This is a genomic window from Thalassospira sp. MCCC 1A01428 (assembly GCF_002115825.1).
Classification (GTDB): domain Bacteria; phylum Pseudomonadota; class Alphaproteobacteria; order Rhodospirillales; family Thalassospiraceae; genus Thalassospira.
This window is the reverse complement of sequence record NZ_JFJZ01000007.1, coordinates 109832-129575: the sequence shown is the minus strand read 5'-3', so window position 1 is coordinate 129575 and position 19744 is coordinate 109832. Positions and strand designations below refer to the sequence as shown.

The window sequence follows — 19744 nt, the reverse complement described above, 5'->3', positions numbered from 1 at the left end:
CAGCACGCTGGCAACCGCCATTCCTGAGCCGGAAAAGGTTAAAGAACCTCTTTTACCTTGGTTGCCAGTTCCTTAAGCGAGAAGGGCTTGGGCAGGAAATGAACACCGTTTTCTTCATCAAGCTCGTCACGATAGGTATCTTCGGCATAGCCGGAAATAAAGATGACTTTCAAATCCGGGCGTTCAGCCCGTAATTTGCGGATAAGGCTGGGGCCATCAAGGCCCGGCATCACCACATCGGAAATCACCAGATCAATCGTTTTGTCCGTGTTTTCCAGAACCTCAAGGGCATTATCCCCGTTGCTGGCTTCCAGAACATCATAACCTTTGCCCCGCAAGGCACGCGCCCCAAAGGTTCGCACGGCATCTTCGTCCTCGACCAGCAAAATCGCCCCGCTACCGGTTAAATCACGTGACGGGGCTTCTTCGCTAACAGCCTGGCTGGCGGCCAGTTCTTCGGCGGTAATTTCATAACGGGGCAAATAAATGGTAAAGGTTGTGCCAACCCCCATTTCGCTTTCTACCGAAATAAAACCGCCCGTTTGCTTAACGATGCCATAAACGGTTGAAAGGCCAAGGCCGGTGCCTTCACCCCGTTGTTTGGTAGAAAAGAACGGTTCAAAAATGCGGGTCAGGTTATCTTTGGGGATACCAATGCCGGTATCGCGAACTTCGATACGCACATAATCGCCCGCCGGGATAATTTCGGTACCGGCATGTTTGGTTTCATCAACAATTTCATTGCTGGTCTTGATTGCCAGCACCCCGCCGCCCTGCGACATGGCATCGCGCGCATTGACCACAAGGTTGATAATCACCTGGTCCAGTTGCCCCGGATCAACCTTGACCAGCCCGATATCGCGGCCATGTGCCACCTTAAGGTCAATCTTTTCACCAATCAGACGGCGCAACAGGTTTGACATTTCGGCCAGGGCATCGGTGATGTTAATCACCTTGGGCTGCAAGGTTTGCCGACGCGAAAACGCCAGAAGCTGGCGCACAAGGTTCGCCGCCCGGTTGGCATTTTGTTTGATCTGCATAATATCGGCAAAGCTGGGGTCGCCCGGCCCGTGGCGCGACAACAGCAAATCGCAAAAGCCGATCATGGCGGTTAGCAGATTGTTGAAATCATGCGCAACACCACCCGCAAGCTGGCCAACGGCCTGCATTTTTTGCGACTGGGCAAATTGTTCCTCAAGGTTTTTCTGCTCGGTCGTATCAAGGAAGTTAAGCAGCAACGCACCGCTTTCGCCCGACCGGCCTGCAACCCGTTGCAGGTAAATATGGGCCGCCACCCCGCGCGATCCTTGCAGGCGGGCTTCAATCTGGCCGCCCTTGCCCATGCCCATCACAGCCTTGGACAAATAGCGCGCCACATCGTCGCGGTCTTCGGGCAGGATCAGTTCAAGAATGGAACGACCAATAACCTTGTCGCGTTTTTGCCCGGCGGTATCGATAAAGGCGCGGTTGGCATCGGTGACGGTGCCGCTCATATCGGCCAGAATGATGGAAAGCGGACTGTCATCAAAGAACCACCGCACCCGGCGTTCTGTTTCGGCCAGGGCGTGTTCCCATTCATGTGCGGGCATCGGATCGGGGAAAACAACGGCCTGGCTGCGAATCGGCCCGGTATTGGGCGCATTGATCGAATGGGTGATAAAACATTTGATCGGCTCGCCGCCGCGCACCTTAAGGCGCACTTCGCCATTCATGCCATCGCCAACCATCAGGTCGGCCAGCTCAACCGCGCCATCGGCATAGTCTTCGGGTTTACCGCCCAGCCATGTTGCCAGGCGCTGATTGACATAAAGAATCCGCCCGTCTTCATCCAGGCCAAACACCCCGACCGGCAAACGTTCGATCATCAGATCGGCATGCTCGAATCCCCTGGTGCCCGCAGGAAGATGCGATGAAATACCGCCAATATGGTCGGGCACATCAGGGGCAAGGTGGCTGGCAACGGCGGTTGCATCCTGCAAGGCAAGCTGACGGCCCTGTTCGACAACAATGGCGTTGCGGCTGGCGGCATCAACACCATCAACCGTCCATAACATTTGCCCGCGCCGGGCATTGGCCGGGGTAACCGACAAACGCAATATTCCGGCACGGGGGGCCGGGCCTGTTGCATTTACGCCCGATATTGCGGCTTCATCGCTTGCGGCGGGGGCAACAATATATGATGCCGGTCCCTCTGGCCCGGCTTTGGCATCATCGGTATCGGTTTTTTCCGCAACAGAGTCGAAATAAATTTCGCCAGCTTCGCCGCGCATGGCGCGCGCGCGCAAATCCGTCAGGTCCGCACTGTCAGCGCCAAGGAAACTTAACCGGCTTTCCAGCGCAGCCAGCATGTCTTCGCCCGGTTCGATACCCAGTTTTTGGGAAAAGGCAGGATTGGCATAAAGGGTCCGCCCATAGGCATCGATCAGGGCAATGCCAATATCGGATGTTGCAAAACCGGACATAAGAGGCGCCAGATCACGGTCGCCCTCACGGCGACGCGCGGTCACCGACAGGATGCCCACTGCCAATGCAGCGACCCCTGTGACCATCGCACCAATGATCCACATCAGGCGTGGGTCGATTCCTGCCTGTGCCATGATTTGCATCAGGACATAGATGAAACCGACAAACGCCACACTTACTGCAAGGATTAACCCCCGTAACAGCACGTCACCGCCTTTATTACCAACAGCTTATTACGACAGCCTATAGTTTTAGCTGCAATTACGCCCACTGGCTACCAACAAGTTTCACCGGCTGTTCCCCCAAGGACGCCCTATCGAACATCGAAATCACGGCATCGTCATGGCAGAATAGGAAAATTTGGCACAATATCCCCCATAACCAGATGTTTTCCGCCATACCTGCACACAAAATCCACCCCGGCAAACACCCCCGTAGATCAGGCTCCATCCCGCCATCACCCCAGATGACATGATAATCCAAGGACAGAAACACAGCAAAAAGGGCCACAACAGTGGCTGTTGCGGCCCTTTATACGTCACCGGCATTAAATACCCGGACATCATTGATCAAAACCGGCCAATCAGGCCCTGTGTTAACAGGCTGATTATCGCCCCCTGCCGATCGCGTCGCAAGCCCGGCGCACCCTTGCGCCCAACCACCCCTTCATGATCCATTTTCACAGAAAGCCGGTGTCATTATCGGGGACAGGTTTTACTGATTTGGCATTACAGGTGTCGTTCAACCAGTTTTTTCAACGCAGCCCGAACACTTTCACTGGCATTAAATTCGATGCTGACTTCCGTTTCATTCACCGCACAAACCCGGCCCGATATCCAGCCCGAAACGGCAGGAACTTCCAGTTCGATAGATGTTCCAAAGGAAACCGCGGTTGCGGTTTTCACCAGGGCGCCCCCTTCGGAAATATTCACGATCTCACAATCATGAATGTCCCCCCGCAGCCTGACCTTGGTTTTTATGGAAACCTGCGCGCGCGGCGCGCCGCGACGGTCAACATCGCTTGTCGATGTGCGCACAACATCAACCAGAACCTTGCGCAAATCACGCACAGCATGGGCCACCTGGCTGGATAACCCGCCAACTTCCTTGGCCAGATCCCCGGTGACGGCGGCTTCGGTGGATACTTCGCCAATCCGGCCCGAAACCTCGCGCGAGGCCGATGCGCTATCGCTCACATTACGTGCGATTTCACTGGTTGCGGCACTTTGTTCTTCAACGGCGGCGGCAATCGCTGTTGAAATCATATCAATATCGCGAATTTTTTCAGCAATCCGGGCAACGGCATGAACCGCCGTTTCTGTAACGGCCTGAATTTCCCCAATCTGACGGGTGATTTCATCGGTCGAACGGCCCGTCTGGGTGGCAAGGTTTTTCACTTCCTGCGCCACCACGGCAAATCCCTTGCCGGCTTCACCGGCACGGGCGGCTTCAATGGTTGCGTTCAGCGCCAAAAGATTGGTCTGGGCCGCAATGCCCGAAATCAGTTCGACAACCTCGCTAATGCCATTAACCGTTTCAGCCAGTTTGGCAATGGTGCTTTCGGTTTCGTTGCTGGCAGAGACAGCCTCGGCGCTGATGCGGTTGGCGTGATCAATCTGGGTGTTGATTTCAATCAGCGACGAATTCAGCTCCTCGCCTGCGCCGGCAACGGCCTCGACGGTTGCGAGTGCCTGATGAGACGCACTGGCAACCGAATTGGCATTGGACTGCACGGTATCGGCCGATACCGACATACGATTGGCGGCTGCGGCCAGGTTGCCGGTTTGCTCGGAAATGGTTTTAACAACTTTTCCGGTTTCGCTTTCAACCTTTTCCGCCATTGCCAGCAAAGCACCCCGGCGGTTCTTTTCCGCATCAAGGCGCTGCTGTTCCTGCTGCTTGCGCAATTGGTCGGCCTGAAGCCCGGTCGACCGGAAAGACTCAAGCACACGGCTTAAATCGCCAATTTCATCGTGGCGGTCGGACTGAACGACAACAACATCATAGTTGCCCTCGGACAGTTTTCTTAAATTGCCAACCATCCCGGTCAGCGGAATGCCAATACGCCGATGCATAAATAATGCAATCAGGCCACACACCACAATTGCCGCCACCGTCACACCGGTTGTCAGATAGAAAACCTTGCTGATATTGGCATCGAGTTCGACCAGTTTGCTCGACAGATGATCTTCTGAACTGGCGCTAAAAACCTGGGTTTCCTGAACCATCACAGCCAGGGCATCGGACATTTTTTCGGCTTCGGCATCAAATTTGCCCATCAGGCGGTTACCCTGCTCGGCCCCGCCGGCAATATAGGCCTTCGCCATTTCCTTACCCTGCGCATAATAGGATGGAAACGCGGCCTCAACCGCGCCCAGGGCCGTAACAATTTTGTCCTGATTTAAGCGCATCGCGATTTCGCGGGCCGTGTTGATATCTTTTTTCAGGGCCTGGGCGGCTTCTTCTGCCTTGTCAAAACCATCATCCAGACCATCCATGCCGCGGGTTGCCGAAATATCCGACAGCCATTGCTGAACCTGCACAACATTATAACGGGCATCGGAAATATTATGGATAAGCACCGGGATATCGCTTGTGGTAACCGCGGCGATTTCAACAGCCTCGGCTGTTGTGCGCCGTGCATTAAGGTCAACAAAGCCGATACCCACCGCAACGGCAATCAGCATGACAACGATAATGGCATTAGACAGGGCGATCTGCCCTGAAAGACGAATCTTCATAAAGACGTTCCCGAACTTATCACCCCGGTTTTGCAGGGTTTGTTGGCAGGTTAAACAGCAGCCCCCCAATCGAAACAGGAAGTCACCATGAAAACAGGTTACAAGATGCAGATCCTATACCTTGAGAAAATAAATTATATCTTGGGATATGATTTTCAATACGGCTTTTAAACAAATACATCGGTCGATGAAATATTGTTCAAAAACGCCCTGATTTTAGCGGCAAATCAACATTGCCTGCCGCTCATCCCGATCATGACACCCCGTTGTCACACGGGACAAATGCCTTTTACCCGCAGGCTCGCAAAGACAAAACAGCATAGGCACCAAACCTGGCCCGGGTAACTTTCCCTGATCGGAAACAGGTATTATCCCAGCTTTTTGCCGCGCAGACGAAAAACATAGGATATGATTTCCGCGACCGCCTTGTAATGCTCGGGCGGGATTTCCTGATCGATCTCAACCGTGGCATACAGCGCCCGGGCTACCGGCGGATTTTCCAGCACGGTGACATTGTTTTCCTTGGCGACTTCGCGAATACGCAGTGCAACATTATCCTGCCCTTTGGCAACACAATGGGGCGCCTGCATCATGCCAACATCATATTTCAAGGCCACGGCATAGTGGGTCGGGTTGGTGATAACAACGTCGGCGCTGGGCACATTTTGCATCATGCGTTTTTGCGCCCGCTCCATCCGGATCTGACGGACCTTCGCCTTGATTTCCGGGCTGCCTTCGGTTTGTTTGTATTCGTCCTTTAATTCCTGTTTCGACATGCGCATGGTTTTGTTGAAGTCATAACGCTGATAGGCAAAGTCCATGCCTGCGATTACGGCTGTCAACGACACCGCCGCAATCATCAGCATCACGATCAACTGATAAAGATGGTCCAGAATTTCGGGCAGCGACATTTGCGGATAAAGTTCGATATCATCCATTTTGGGGATGATCACAATTGCCAGCACCACGCCGACAAGAACGATTTTCAGGATATTTTTAACGAACTCGACCAGTGTTTTCATCGAAAACAGGTTTTTAAGCCCCTTTAGCGGGCTTAGTTTGGTGATGTCGGGGGAAATACGTTCGCTTGAAATCACCAGCCCGTTTTGAACCAGGTGTCCAGCAGCAGCAAAAAACATCAGCAGCAAAAATGGCACGCCCATGATTTTGAAAAAACCCACAATCATATTCAGCCAAAGCTGGCGGATACTTTCGGGGTCAAAACTGAAATCCTGGGGATGCATGACAAACTGCATCGAAAAATCGCGCACCCCATCGGCCATCCCCGGCGCCATCATCATGATCACCAGCGCCCCGCCAAACAACAGCATGAAATTGCCGACTTCCTTGGAAACCGGCACCTGGCCCTTCTCTCGCGCGTCATCGAGCTTTTTTTGGGAAGGGTCTTCTGTTTTTTGGCTGTCGTCTTCGTCGTCGGCCATACTCACATCCTGGATGGTTGCGGCTTAGGGAGCCAGGAAATTTTCCAACCCGTTTTCAAAATACCCTGAAAACACCACCATCATGGACGGCAACGCAACAAGGAACAAGAAGAAAGCCACAGCAATTTGCACGGGCATGGCGACAAAAAACACCGGCAATTGCGGCATCAGCTTGTTTAACAGGCCCAATGCAGCCTGCAAAACAACCGACACCACCAAAAATGGCGCCGACATTTTCATGGCAATGGTAAAACTGTCATTGATGGCCCGCGAAATGAACTCGCTCATATCGCCAACAGGCAATGTGCCGCCCGGCGGAAACAGCGTATAGGTTTCAAACATTGCCTGGATCAACAAATGATCCAGCCCGGTAGCAAACAGCAACACCAGCCCGACCTGGCTTAACAAACGCCCCGTTACCGCACTTTGCTGCCCGGCAATCGGATCATTGGTAAAGGCGTTCGCCAGTGACGACGAATAGGCAATAATCATCCCGGCGGTTTGCAAGGCCCCCATCAATATTTGCCCGAACATGCCAAAAAACAGGCCGATGGTAATTTCAAACGCCAGATACACAAAAAGCGTCGGCGCATCATCAGGTTGAACCGGAATAAGCGGCGAGGTCAACGGCGAGATAAGCACCGAAATCCACAGGGCCAGCAACAGGCGCACCTGGGCCGGCACCATGGTCGACCCGAAACCCGGCATAAACGCAAAGGCCGCCCCGACCCTGGCGAATGTCATCAGGACAACATATAGGTTGAGAACAAGTAGGTCCTGCAAGGACGACATGGCAAAGACCCGATCCGGGCGAAACAGGGTTACAGGCAGTCAGACCGGCAGGCGCGCCTGCCAGCCCGGTTCGGGCTAATTGGGCAAGCCAACAAAATGATCGACCATACGATTGGTAAATTCAACCAGTTCGGTCATCATGAAAGGCAGCAATACCAGCAATGAAATGAAAATAACCAGAATTTTGGGAACGAAGGTAAGGGTCATTTCCTGAATTTGGGTCAGGGCCTGAAACAGGGCAATAATCAAACCCACACCCAGCGCAATCAGCATGATCGGCCCGGACACCTTGATAAGGGTCCATACCGCATCATAGGCCACGTCCATAATCTCGGCCTGATTCATCGGAAAAAATGCTCCGTCCCTGTGACGCCGCCAGACGATGAACGACAAAACCGTTCACGGCGACCCAATACCAGTTCGTTCTTCATACAGGATGACTGCCCCCTGTCGCCATGATTTTGTTTGGCATGGCGCGGACAGCAAAGGAAAGAAAAGCCAAAAGAAAAAGCCGCATCCCTGTGCATTGCGCACAATATGCGGCCCCTGCAAAATTTGCCGACCCGTTACCGGGCCAGACAACGGATCAGATCGGCATCCGTAAAATTTCCTGATAGGCCTGCAAAGCCTTGTCGCGCACACCGACAACTGTTTTCAAGGTCACTTCAGCCGCCGAAACCGCAGTAACCACATCATGCAATTCCGCTTTGCCGACAATGGCTTTCTGGGTCATGGTTTCGCTGTTCATCATGGTATCACGGGCATCAACTGCCGCGTCGCGCACCATATCGGAAAAACTTTGCCCGGGGTCAACGGCAGTGCCGTTATTTGCCCGGTCCGCAATCGTGTCGGTTTTGCCATCTGCCGCATTGCGATAGGCAGAAATTGCATTGGCAAAGCTGTTATTGATCATGACGCGGACTCCTTATCCTCACAGACCTACCTTAACGGATAATATCCAAGGTCTGCAACAGCATGCTGCGCGAAGACTGTATCACATTGAGATTGGCTTCATAACTGCGTTGTGCTTCGCGAAGATCCATCATCTCGATCATCGGCGCCACATTCGGAGTCTGTACATAGCCCTGGGCATTTGCTGCCGGGTGGCCCGGTTCGTATTTCATGCCAAAGGCTGATTTGTCATCATACACCTTGTTGACCTTAACCAGATCAACGCCGGTTTCACGGTCCATAACATTCTTAAAGGTCAGAATCTTGCGACGATAGGGGTCTTTGCCTGCTTCGGTGGGCAGGCTGTCGGCGTTGGCCATGTTTTCGGCGGCAACGCGTAACCGGGTGCCCTGTGCCTTCATGCCTGCGGCTGAAATCTGAAATGCGCGGTAAAGTTCCATGTCATTTAATTCCTATAGAATGCAACAGCTTAGCTTGTACGACCAACAGCCGTTTTCATCAGCTCTGTTTGCTTGGCATAAAGGCGGGTCATGGTTTGAAAATCGATCCGGTTTTCGTTCATCTTGACCAGCTGTTCTTCCAGCACCACAGCGTTCTTGTCCGGGGCAACTTCATAGTTCTTGCGAACTTCTTCAGCCTTGAAATTGGCGGGTTTGCGAAGACCGGTGCTATGGCCCGGTGCGGTTTGCGCCATCGCCAGAATGAACTGGCGATCATTGCCAACCTTGGCCGGGTTAAATTCTTTCAGATCTTCCGGGCGATAATTCGGGGTATCGGAATTGGCAATATTCTGGGCAATCACCTGCTGACGCTGGTTCAGCCAATCCATTTTTTCTTTCATGTTGGCGAACATGCTGAGTTTGCCGATATCCATGATCTTTACCCTTTCGTTATCCGACCCAGTATCGGGATTTGTAGTAAAGCCTGTGTTAACGACCGTTTCCTGATCTTCAACGCCTGGCTGGTTTTACCCGATTTCATCTGGCAAGCATTTCCTTGCATATCCCGTGCCACAATCCTAAAAGGCAGGAATTGCTTTAGACTTCTTGCCCTCTGGACCAATGCGGCCAAAGCGGGCATAGTCATGCAACGCGAACCAGACGGGCCACAACCCGATCAAAAGAACCAGGACCGAACATGCTGTATCTGACCCGTAAAGTCGGCGACTCCGTTATCATTGACGACAATATTGAAGTCACTGTGGTCGAGGTTCGCGGGAAGACAGTAAAGCTGGGCTTTACTTTCCCGGAAAACATTCAGGTGCTGCGCCGCGAGCTTTATGACCGCATCCAGGACGAAAACCGTTCGGCCACGGCCAGCGTTGATTTTGCACGCATTTTCAGCCGCACCGACGATACACCCGACACCCCTCCCGCCGACGACGACAATGACACCCCCAAAGACGGCAGCGACCGCACATAAACGCGGCCCGATGCCCCGTCTGTTGGCCTGTTAACGCGCACATAACGCGCGTAAACGATGTAGCCATTGTATGGTGTTCGGTATGGTGGCAGTGCGGCAAAACCGGGCATGATGCTTGCGTTGGCCGTGCGTACCTGCGAGATGGTAAAAATTGCACCATCACGGTTATCGCAAGGATTTATTGACCAACGGCCCTCTATGATCGACCTTGCATAAGATGTTTTGTAATGGGTCGCTTTTATGCGAACCGGATAATGGGCAAAAATGACCGGCAAGAAAAACAACATCGACCTGCTTGATGAACGTCAGGCGCCCGGCGGGGAAAAACTTGCCGCACCGGGCAGCAAGGACCAGGTTGCGGTTGCATTGCGGTATCTTCAAGGTCGCGATAACGCCCCGGTTCTGACGGCAAAAGGTCAGGGCAGCGTTGCCGAACAAATTATGCAAGTGGCCTTTGATCGGGGGATCAAGGTTCGTAAAGACAGCGACCTTGCCGAAATCCTGATGGCGGTGGATGTTGACAGTGAAATTCCGCTCGAAGCGTTTGCCGCTGTGGCCGAAATACTGAACTATATTTACCGCATCAATCAGATCTATGGCACGCATAACCCAGCGGCCGGGCCTGATAATGATACAATTTCCCGGCTATCGACAGATGGTCACAAGCAGGAACCACCCCATGACGCTTGAACAATTCAAACAGGATTTAAAGCGGGTTTTATCCCTGGTCGCCACCAGCCAGCGCTTTCTTGATGAAGGCAAGGTTGTGGAACTTGGCTCGCTTGAGACCAAAATTGCCGACCTTTGCCGAAATGCCCAAAACCTTAGCCCCCAGGATCGCCAGGACGCCGCCCCTTTTCTGGCTGCCCTGCAATCAGACCTGAACCGGCTGGAAGATGGCATGCGCACTGAACATGCCAGTTTGCAACGCCAGCTTAAAGGGCTTAACAATTCCAACCAGGCGGTAAACGCCTATGCCCAGGCGGCACGCAACCGCTAGGCTGCACATCTTGCAAAAACTGCCGCCAAATCGGGCCCCACGAAACGCAAGAACAGGCAACATGGCCATTACCGCCCCGGCATCTGGAACAACCTTGCGACTTGCACCCTGGCCGACAGTGCGATAATCCACAAGAGAGGCACAACCGTCGCCCGGCGGGCCGGTTCACAAAACAGGGGATAGTCTGCCCGCGATGGATATGGAATCATATTTCCGCTTTGTCGCCGCACTGGTATTTGTGCTGGCCATGATTGGTGTTCTTGCACTGCTTGCGCGGCGTTTTGTGCCCGGTGCCCGGTCAGTCAACCGGGGGAAAAAGCGCCGGCTGGCCCTGATCGAGGTTTTACCGCTGGATGCCAAACGCCGGCTGGTTCTGATCCGTCGTGATGACACCGAACACCTGATTGTGCTGGCCCCGAATGGCGACATGGTGGTTGAACGCAATATTGGTACCACCTTTGACCACCTTTTGTCCGATGAAACGGCCCTTCCCGGCACAACAGGCACAGATGCCGCAAGCCCCGCAAATGCAGTTGCAGCACCGACAACCGGAACTGTTTTGCCATGATGTTTTCGCACCGGACCACCCCTGCCAAGGCACATACGGATCAGGCAGCGTCCCGTATATCGGGCTGTAGCGACGCGGACAATACCACGACCCGCGCTGCAAGTTTCACATCCCCCCGGCGGTTCCTGTCGATGCACGGCTTAAAAATCGCTGCTTTCTGGTCATTATTACCACTGCTGGCGATTGTGTTTGGTGGCGATGTGGCCCATGCGCAGTCGTTTAATCTGGATCTGGGCGATGGCCCGGGCGTGACATCTACCGGCCGGATGATCCAGCTGATCGGGCTGATCACGGTTTTAAGCCTGGCCCCGGCCATTTTGGTGATGGTGACATCCTTTACCCGCATCATTGTGGTGCTGGGCCTGTTGCGAACCGCCCTTGGCATTCAGCAATCACCACCCAATCAGGTGATGGTCAGCCTAGCGCTGTTTTTAACCCTGTTCATTATGATGCCAACCATGGAACGATCATGGGACGAAGGGCTGCAACCCATGATCAATGGCGATATTGACGAATTTGAAGGCATGGACCGGGCGATCAAACCCGTTCACGACTTCATGATGACCCAGGTTCGTGACCGCGATCTGGAGCTTTTTGTCAATATTGCCAAGGTCAATGTTTCCTCGCCCGATGATATTCCATTGCGCGCCCTGATCCCGGCTTTCATGATCAGCGAGTTGCGCCGGGCCTTTGAAATCGGCTTTCTACTGTTTATTCCGTTCCTGATTATCGACATGGTGGTCGCCAGTATCCTGATGTCGATGGGGATGATGATGCTGCCGCCTGTGGTGATATCCCTGCCGTTCAAACTGATCTTTTTTGTGCTGGTTGATGGCTGGTATCTGATTTCCGGGTCGCTGGTACAAAGTTTTGGCCCCGGTTAACCCCATGTCGAAACGCAGGCATACCCTACCCGCCAATATCATTTTGGTGCGTAACGGAAGGTAAGACATGTCCGATGTTGAAATTAACAGTTCTGGCGGCGTTCTTGTTTTAATGCTGCTAACAGCATTGCCTGGCATCGTCTTGTCTATTCCGGGGTTAATCCTGGCTTTCTACAGCTTCTTAACCAAAAAGAACCTGTGCGATCCCCGAAAAACGGCCCTGATCTCGGTTATTCTGATCTGGATAGACGGGATCGGCCTTTATTTGATGGCAAATGTTGATGGCCTGCACGGCTGGTTATTCCCGCAAAACAACGGCCTGATATTTCCCGTAATATTAGCGCGCCTTTCCATAGAAATCGTCCTGTCCCTGCTGATTTTCCGATTTGTCGAAAAACTCGCCGAATTACGAAACCGGACGTAAAACCACGCGACCGGTAAAACGTCGCAGATAACCAACGATCAACGATCCCCAGGCGCGCCACAAAGGATGGCCTGGCAAAGCCCGGCAACCACGTCACACAAGACCAAGCGGCAATATGTTGACATAGGCCAGTGTTAATTCCTGCCCTGCCGCCACCCGTTTTTATGAAAAACAAAAAGCCCCCGCACATGGCGAGAGCTTTGAAAAATGCCAGGTAAATTTGGCATCGTATTTGGCAGCCGGCATGGGTTTATTCGATGGTGCGCAAACCCACATGCGAACGACGCGGTGCCGGGTCGCTGATAAACAACTTGTCGGCACGGTGAATTTCTTCAACGGTCATACGCGCACGCACCGCATCAAGTTCGCGGTAAGCCAGTGTGTTTTGGGCCGGTGCCGCCAGTTTCAGCCAGTAATAAGCCTGAACATTATCCTGTCTGACACCATTGCCAATGGCATATAGACGCCCAAGGGCAGACTGCCCGTTGGCCGACCCCTTGCGTGCCGCGCGTTCATACCAGCCCGCAGCCCGTTTCATATCAACCGGCACACCAAGACCATGTTCATACATAACACCAATCAGGTGATACCCGCCCGGATGGCCAAGTTCAGCCAAATCCATCGCCAGATCAAGCGCCTTGCTATAATCGGGTTCACGATGATTAACGCCAAAGATCAAAATCTGGGTCATCTGGTATTTGGCCGAGACGTCGCCCTGATCGCAGGCAAATGACAACATTTGCCAGCCCCGATTAAACAGCTTTAATTCCGAGCTATGGCAGAAATACATTGCCAGATTGGCCTGGGCATAGGCATCGCCCTCGCCCGCAGCCAGTTCAAACCAGCTGATCGAGGCTTCGATATTGCGTTCAGCCCCTAGGCCGACACCAAAGGCATAGCCCAAAGCAGAGGCCGCCTCGATGCTGCCGGCACGAGCAGCGCGCAAGTTATATTCAAACGATTTGCCAAGGTCGCGTTTTACACCGCGCCCTTCCAGATACAAATAAGCCAGCACACTGGCCGCGGTGACATCGTTATGATCACAGGCAGATTGCAACAGTTCGACAGCCTTGCTGTCATCCTGTTCAACCCCCCAGCCATTGAGATAACAGACGCCAAGGTTATAAATGGCAACCGGCGACCCGCGATCGGCAGCATCACGGAACCAGTCGGCAGCCATATCCGGATTTTCTGGCACACCAAGTCCCTTGGCATATAAATAGCCAAGATTGCTGGCCGATGTCCCGGCACCGGATTCAGCTTCTTCGCGGAACCAATAGGCCGCTTCGCGATACCATTGCTGGCCTTCGCCAGAATCGCGGCTAACCCCGATCCCCTTGCTGCGCATAAAACCATAACACACAGCAGCGAAGGCGCGGCTTTGACGGTGAATTTGATCAAGGATACGACGGGTAGCTGACTCATCGCGTGGCATACCGATGCCGCGGAAGTTTTTCAGGGCAAGATTCAACTGCGCGAAGATGTCGTGTTCGACATCGGCGTCATCGTAATAGACCATTTTAAGTGCGCGATCCATCTGCCCTCAGCTTACACACACTGGAAATATACCGTTCAAAGAATAGACGAATATTTTCAAAGTGCAACTACCTATTCTTACGGCTAGCAGTCGCCCATGGTCATCCCATTGGTAAAATTAGGCTTATTTAATATAAAACCGACAGAAAGACTTTACCCCGGCAAACGCAAAAACAGGCGGTAAAGGACGCCCTTAAAAAACGGCAAAAACCGATGACCACAAGATAACGACGAAACCTTCGCGCAAATATCTTGCGAAGCCCGCCCACCGGCGCACGGCCCGGAATTCGCCTTTAGTTAATAGCGCTAAGCTGGGTTTTCTCCAATTGATCCCGATAGTTACCAAGAAAACCCTTAAAATCCTCGACTTCCTTGATCTCGTTGGAAATCGAGCGGTAATCGATCAAACCGCGGGTCGGGGCCGATGTTATCAGCTCAAACCCCTTCGCATATGGCCCCTTTGACATCAGCGCGCCATAGCGCCGTTTGACCATATCGAGTTCGCGTTCACGCCCTGCCATGGCCAAATTAATAGCCCAATTCAGAACATATTGCGCGCGCTGGTCGCTAAAACCATCGACGATATTTCCGGGATCAGAGCCGACCAGCCGCTGAAAACTATCGGCCATCGCGCCGTAATTTTTCTCTTTTCTGTAATTATCGATTCGCAAAAGTTCGGCTTCCGGCGTCAAATCATCTGCCAGAAGTGCCATTGCCTCGTCCCCCTTGTCGATATCCATCAGGGCACGGGCGCGCAGATGCAAGCGCTGTGCGACCAGATCGTCACCCAGTTCCGGGCTGTCACTGTCATCCAGAACATCAATCGCCTTTTGCGGTTTGTTATCGAGCAAATAGACCAGTGCCAACCGCGCCGCAACACGGGCCTTTTCATGACCGGTCAGACGAAAATCAATCTGATGAAGCAGCAAATCTTCGGCGCGACCAAACAGCTCGACGCTGACCATGCGATCCGCAAGGCGGCGGATCAACTCGTCGCCTTTGTCGCCAGCCGGGGTCAGTTCGCGAAATTCGTCATACAGGGCCACTGCCTTGATCGCCGAAATATTGTTGATGTCATCCCCCAGATACAAATCTTCAAAGGTTTTGTGCATCTTTTCGGTTATCGCCGGTGTCGAGGGATGATTGGGGAAGAAAATAGCCGCCTGCCGCAAGGTTTTTAACGCATCGCGATAATGTTTGCCATCAACCTGCAAATTCCCCAGGCGGCGTAACACGGCCAGCTCAAAATCATCCCCGCGCCAGGCAAAGCGCAGTTTCTCCAACTGGGCAATCGCGTCATCAACGGTCAGACGTTTCAGTTTTAACAAAAGCTCGGTACGGTCGAAAATCGCGTGGGCGCGGGCCTTGCGGTTATTACCGTCTGCCACCTGGTCCCAGGTGGCAATTGCCTGATCAAACTGCCCGGCTTCCTGTTCGAACAATCCTTTCAGATATTGAACATCAAGCAGCTTGTTTTCCGGGGCGTCTGGCGTTTCAAGCATGGTGTTGATCACATCCATGCCCGCTTTCGGGTTTTTAACGATCAGGGCCTGTTCAGCAGCCACCGGCCCCAGCCGCATCAAAAGCTCGCTGGGGTATTTGTCCAGCAGATGAATGGAATCCATCAAATCGCGCGCACCTTCATTGGGGCGCCCGCGCGCAGCACTGTTTACCGCCCGCCATAGTTTAACCTCGGTCAGATCGGCAATACGCGGATCGCTTAACAGGCGTTCGGCATCGTCATATTGACCATTCAAAAACTTTGCCGCCCCTTTCAAAGCACGAAATTCCGATTTCTGCCCAATAAGCGGATCGTCATGTTCCATCATTTCGATCATCGCATTGGCTTCGGGGCCTAAACCGTTCGCCATGTAAAACCGGGCCATATCAAGCCGGGCCTTATTGCGATGTTCATCGCCACTATCGACCACTTCCTTTAACAGCGAAGCAATCGCCCTGTTATAATTATCAAGCCCACCCTTGCGCCAATCCGCCAGATCAAAAATACGGCCTTCGTCGGCATCCCCGGTCCGGGCACGCACACCGGTCGCAGATGCCAGCAAACGGGCCCCTTCGGCGGAAATGTTCAAACCGTTATCGGCAGTCACCACCACAGCTTCGCCACTTGCAGAAGGTGCCTGGGGGTCAGCAAGGTCCGTGCCATCCGGGGTTGTTACGGGCGCCGGGGCCGCCCGATGCGACACCTTAACCCTGTCATTTACCGGCGCAACAACCACCCCCTGGAATGATGGCAGAACGTCAAATTCCGGGTAATGCAGTGCGGCCTCTATGCCGTAGCCAGGCTGGGTTGTCGGCACAACCCGCAAACTGTCGCCAACTTCGGGGTCATTCACCGTCATGGTATCGTGAACGCCGGTTAATGGAACAGCCAGCCGGGCGCGGGTATCACTATCAAGTTCGATGGTGGGGCCTAATCGTTCCACAGGCTGCAATTCGCCTGCTTCCATCGCAATGACCCAGCCGCCCTGTTCATCCTGCCGGGAAATAAGGCCGACCCCTTCGGGAATGGTCATGCGCACCAGGGTGCCAAACGGGCTGTCGAGCTGTTCGATCACACCCACAATCTGATTGGCTTCCTGGCGAACCCGGCCCAGATCCAGGTCAGCACGGGTATCAAAGGCAAACCACAGAAACCCGGCCCGGCTCCAGATCGCGGCCCCGGCGGGCCGCCCGAAAGGAAAGGACAGTTCCAGCTTTGTTGCGTCCTGATTAACACCGACACTGATTTTGCCAATGCTGTCAACCGGCCGCGCCTGCCCCTCGCCCGTCGCGGCGGGTTCAACGGTGGCGGTATTGCTTTGGGTCGCCGGGCCAAGATTGCGCGGCTGCCCGCCGGTCGTTTCCGCCGCCGGGCCGGAACGCCCGCTGGTTTGCGGCGCAACCGGGGGGGTTATTTGCTGTGTCGTCCCCGTCGCGGGGGTGCGGCTGGCATCTGCGGGTGATGTTGCGCTGTCTTCATCGCCCTGGGGGTTGCCTTCAACGCCCATCACGTCAACAACCACCTTGGTTCCCGACCGGAAATGGCGCAGGATGCGGGCCGGGTCTGTTTTTATATCGACAGCAAGGGGGCTGGTCGCAGCCTGCGACAAAGTGACGCCCCGTGGCAAACGCCGTGACGTTGCAACATCGTCGATACGGGCCGGGCTGTCAAAAGAGATACGGCTGTTACCGTCTGTGCCGCTAACCTGGTAATTTACGGTTTTCGGCCAGTCAAAAACCAGCCGGTAAAATGTTGGATGACGCCCGACGCGCACCTCGAGTAAAGGCAAGGTTTGCCCGGCATCCGGTGTGGAGGTGCTGCCCGCCGTCGCCGGAGCATTGGCAGAGCCTGATGTGGTATTTGCCGACGCCGAAGCCGAAGCTGGCGGAGAGGTTGGTGTTGATGTTGATGTCTGTGCCGTGCCCGATGTTGCCGGTTTTGCCGCAGGCGGCGGCATGGTGCCTTGTGCCGGGGCGCGTGTGGCCGGGGCCTGTTCTGCGGACGGCGCAGGGGCGGGCGCCGGGCTGGCAGGTGGTTGCGCGGCGGGTTCCGATGCAGCAGGGGCGGGTGCTGGGGCTTGCTTGTCAAGAATATCAAGCACCACATTGGTGCCCACATTAAAGGCCCGAACATCGAAATCTTCGCGCAGCACAAACGCCACAGTTTTGCCGTCGGGGTCAAAAAATGCATCGGATACGTAATCGGAAATCGGGTCAACCACACCGCTTAGCGATGCGACAAAGGGCTGGTCAAACCGCACGACAAGCTGATTGCCGATAATTTCAGCGGTGTAATTTACCTTGTGGTCCCACTGCACCACGATCCGGCCATAACCTTCGTGGTTGCCAGAACGCATGATGACCGGGTTTGCCGCCTGGGCATAGGCAACCGATGCCGTTTGCGTTGCGACCACCAAACCGGCGGTCGCGACGGCAACAGCCAGCAACAGTCGCGTTAACCCAAATCGCATCCCTATGAACCTCCGAGACCACTCCCGCCGTGGGGTTCAATGACGATGTCAACACGACGCGCCATCTCATAGCGCTTATCTTCATCATCAGTCCGCGGCAGGTCGTCGTACCTTGATGCCGCAAATCCGTAAATATTTATGTAATCCAGGTAACCAGACCTTTTTAATTCGTTGGCAACCTCGGCGGCACGGGCCAGGGAAAGTTCCCAGTTTGATGTATAACGGCTTTGCCCGCTTACCGGGCGCGGGTCGGTATGGCCCTGCACACCTACACGATTACCAATGTTTGACAGCACCCCGCCCAAAACAAACAGGGCCTGACGGGCATTTTGCGCCAGCTTTTCACTGCCCGGCACAAACATCACATCGCCGGGCAATGAAATAATCAGTTTATCCGAGGCATGTTTCAAACGGGCATGCATCAATACCGGATTATCACGGATGGCACCTTCGATCACGGAACTTAAATAATCCAGGTTCATCGCCGGTTTGCGATACACACGCGGAATATTCATTTGGGCTGTGGGCTCGTCCGTCGGGTCAACCGGCGAGGGTTTGATCGATTGCGACAGGGAATCAACCACTTCGTCCCAGCGATCCACCTTCACGCTCGACATGGCAAACAGCATGACAAAAAATGTCAAAAGCAGCGAAATCAGATCGGCCAGACTTAGCATCCAGATCGGTGGGCCGGATGGTTCTTCTTTTTTGGGTTCGTCCATCATCCGCCGTCTCCCGGTGCCGGTGTTGCAGACGGGGCCGCAGGGGCCACCCCGGGCGAAGCCATTGGCAGAGGAATGGTCACCGAAGGCCCGCCCGTGCCGGTTTTTGGCAATGACGGCAACGGAACCGTGGTTGTAACAGAACGCTGCTTGGCGGCGGCGCGTTCGGCAGCGGCCTTGGCCTCGGCAGTCTGATCCCAGAAAAACCGGAATGTGACAATGAAAGGATCGGCACTGGGGTCAATCCCGACATCGACCGAACGGGCGGGTGCCCCCTGGGCAATCACCTGGCGGGCAAAGGCACCGGCACGGGCAATTTCCAGGCTGCCTTCAACCGGCACAGTTCCATATTTACCCAGATTGCTGCCCAGCATCATTTCCATTTCATATTGCGCCCCGCCTGTTGTATCGGCCAGCGCATGGGCCAGATTGGCAACAAAACCTTTCTGGCGGTCACGAATGGTTATTTTATCGGGATCAAACAGCTGGTCGGTATGCATCATCACTTCCATCAGCTTTCCTGGCTGAAGGACTTCGACACGTGCCACTTTTAACGGGGACTGAAACAGATCGCCCAGCTTTTGCTGGGTTTCCTGTGCCGCAAGCAACGGCCCATCAACCGATGTAACCGTATCAAGGCTGGTGGTGGGCGGCAAAATAGAGGCAAAGGCCGATGACAGACTTTGCTGCACCTTTTGCGCCTTTACCTCTTCATAGGTCGAGATGGTGTTTAACAGAATGAAAAAAGCCAAAAGCAAAAGATAAAGCGACAGGAATAACGCCGTTGTACCACCGGTCACGGCGACTACACGTTTTGGGGCGTCATCTTCTGCTTCTGCCATACCCGTTCGTCATTTCGCCCAAGGG

18 protein-coding genes are annotated in these 19744 nt (G+C 54.1%); 6 read left to right on the top strand and 12 right to left on the bottom strand.

Going from position 1 to position 19744, the window contains the following annotated elements; translation table 11 throughout:
• Positions 1–38: 38 nt before the first annotated feature.
• The 8 genes from THS27_RS08345 to THS27_RS08305 form a co-directional block, all read right to left on the bottom strand.
• A complete protein-coding gene (locus THS27_RS08345) occupies positions 39–2669 on the bottom strand; it encodes an ATP-binding protein (protein WP_085589754.1) in 2631 nt (876 codons plus the stop codon).
• 522 nt (positions 2670–3191) lie between these two features.
• The gene (locus tag THS27_RS08335; protein WP_085589750.1) at positions 3192–5204 is read right to left on the bottom strand and encodes a methyl-accepting chemotaxis protein; all 2013 of its coding nucleotides are present in this window, start codon (positions 5202–5204) and stop codon (positions 3192–3194) included.
• Positions 5205–5572: 368 nt separating this feature from the next.
• Complete coding sequence (gene flhB / locus THS27_RS08330; protein ID WP_085589748.1) at positions 5573–6646, bottom strand: flagellar biosynthesis protein FlhB; 1074 nt, start codon at positions 6644–6646, stop codon at positions 5573–5575.
• Between the two features lie 24 nt (positions 6647–6670).
• A complete protein-coding gene (gene fliR / locus THS27_RS08325; RefSeq protein WP_246832893.1) occupies positions 6671–7390 on the bottom strand; it encodes a flagellar biosynthetic protein FliR in 720 nt (239 codons plus the stop codon).
• 123 nt (positions 7391–7513) lie between these two features.
• Positions 7514–7783: a flagellar biosynthesis protein FliQ gene (gene fliQ / locus THS27_RS08320; RefSeq protein WP_085589744.1), complete on the bottom strand. Its 270-nt coding sequence runs from the start codon at positions 7781–7783 to the stop codon at positions 7514–7516.
• Between the two features lie 241 nt (positions 7784–8024).
• Positions 8025–8351, bottom strand: a complete 327-nt coding sequence (fliE, locus tag THS27_RS08315; protein WP_085589742.1) for a flagellar hook-basal body complex protein FliE — start codon at positions 8349–8351, stop codon at positions 8025–8027.
• Positions 8352–8382: 31 nt separating this feature from the next.
• Positions 8383–8790 (bottom strand): flagellar basal body rod protein FlgC, encoded by a 408-nt coding sequence (flgC, locus tag THS27_RS08310; protein ID WP_085589740.1) that lies wholly within the window; start codon positions 8788–8790, stop codon positions 8383–8385.
• A 29-nt stretch (positions 8791–8819) separates the two neighbouring features.
• Entirely contained in the window at positions 8820–9224 is a 405-nt protein-coding gene (locus tag THS27_RS08305) for a flagellar basal body protein (RefSeq protein ID WP_085589738.1), read from the bottom strand.
• Positions 9225–9487: 263 nt separating this feature from the next.
• Here THS27_RS08305 and csrA point away from each other — a divergent pair, with 263 nt between their 5' ends.
• The 6 genes from csrA to THS27_RS08270 all read left to right on the top strand — a co-directional run bounded on the left by csrA (position 9488) and on the right by THS27_RS08270 (position 12648).
• Positions 9488–9772, top strand: coding sequence for a carbon storage regulator CsrA (csrA, locus tag THS27_RS27350; RefSeq protein WP_085589734.1), 285 nt, complete (start codon positions 9488–9490; stop codon positions 9770–9772).
• A 264-nt stretch (positions 9773–10036) separates the two neighbouring features.
• Positions 10037–10462, top strand: coding sequence for an EscU/YscU/HrcU family type III secretion system export apparatus switch protein (locus THS27_RS08290; RefSeq protein ID WP_085589732.1), 426 nt, complete (start codon positions 10037–10039; stop codon positions 10460–10462).
• On the top strand, positions 10452–10772 hold the full coding sequence (locus THS27_RS08285) for a hypothetical protein (protein ID WP_139835523.1): 321 nt from the start codon (positions 10452–10454) through the stop codon (positions 10770–10772). The genes THS27_RS08290 and THS27_RS08285 overlap by 11 nt, the downstream gene beginning before the upstream one ends.
• A 193-nt stretch (positions 10773–10965) precedes the next feature.
• On the top strand, positions 10966–11340 hold the full coding sequence (locus tag THS27_RS08280) for a flagellar biosynthetic protein FliO (protein ID WP_085589727.1): 375 nt from the start codon (positions 10966–10968) through the stop codon (positions 11338–11340).
• A 131-nt stretch (positions 11341–11471) separates the two neighbouring features.
• Positions 11472–12224 (top strand): flagellar type III secretion system pore protein FliP, encoded by a 753-nt coding sequence (gene fliP, locus THS27_RS08275; protein ID WP_085589893.1) that lies wholly within the window; start codon positions 11472–11474, stop codon positions 12222–12224.
• Positions 12225–12291: 67 nt separating this feature from the next.
• Positions 12292–12648: a hypothetical protein gene (locus THS27_RS08270; RefSeq protein WP_085589725.1), complete on the top strand. Its 357-nt coding sequence runs from the start codon at positions 12292–12294 to the stop codon at positions 12646–12648.
• A 250-nt stretch (positions 12649–12898) separates the two neighbouring features.
• On the opposite strand, the gene THS27_RS08265 is transcribed toward THS27_RS08270, so the two are convergent.
• The 4 genes from THS27_RS08265 to THS27_RS08250 form a co-directional block, all read right to left on the bottom strand.
• Positions 12899–14185 (bottom strand): SEL1-like repeat protein, encoded by a 1287-nt coding sequence (locus THS27_RS08265; protein WP_085589723.1) that lies wholly within the window; start codon positions 14183–14185, stop codon positions 12899–12901.
• Between the two features lie 292 nt (positions 14186–14477).
• On the bottom strand, positions 14478–18155 hold the full coding sequence (locus THS27_RS08260) for a hypothetical protein (RefSeq protein WP_085589721.1): 3678 nt from the start codon (positions 18153–18155) through the stop codon (positions 14478–14480).
• A gap of 2 nt (positions 18156–18157) precedes the next feature.
• Positions 18158–18880 (bottom strand): flagellar motor protein MotB, encoded by a 723-nt coding sequence (locus tag THS27_RS08255; RefSeq protein WP_246832892.1) that lies wholly within the window; start codon positions 18878–18880, stop codon positions 18158–18160.
• A complete protein-coding gene (locus tag THS27_RS08250) occupies positions 18877–19719 on the bottom strand; it encodes a hypothetical protein (protein WP_085589719.1) in 843 nt (280 codons plus the stop codon). Before THS27_RS08250 ends, THS27_RS08255 begins: the two co-directional genes overlap by 4 nt.
• Between the last annotated feature and the right edge of the window lie 25 nt (positions 19720–19744).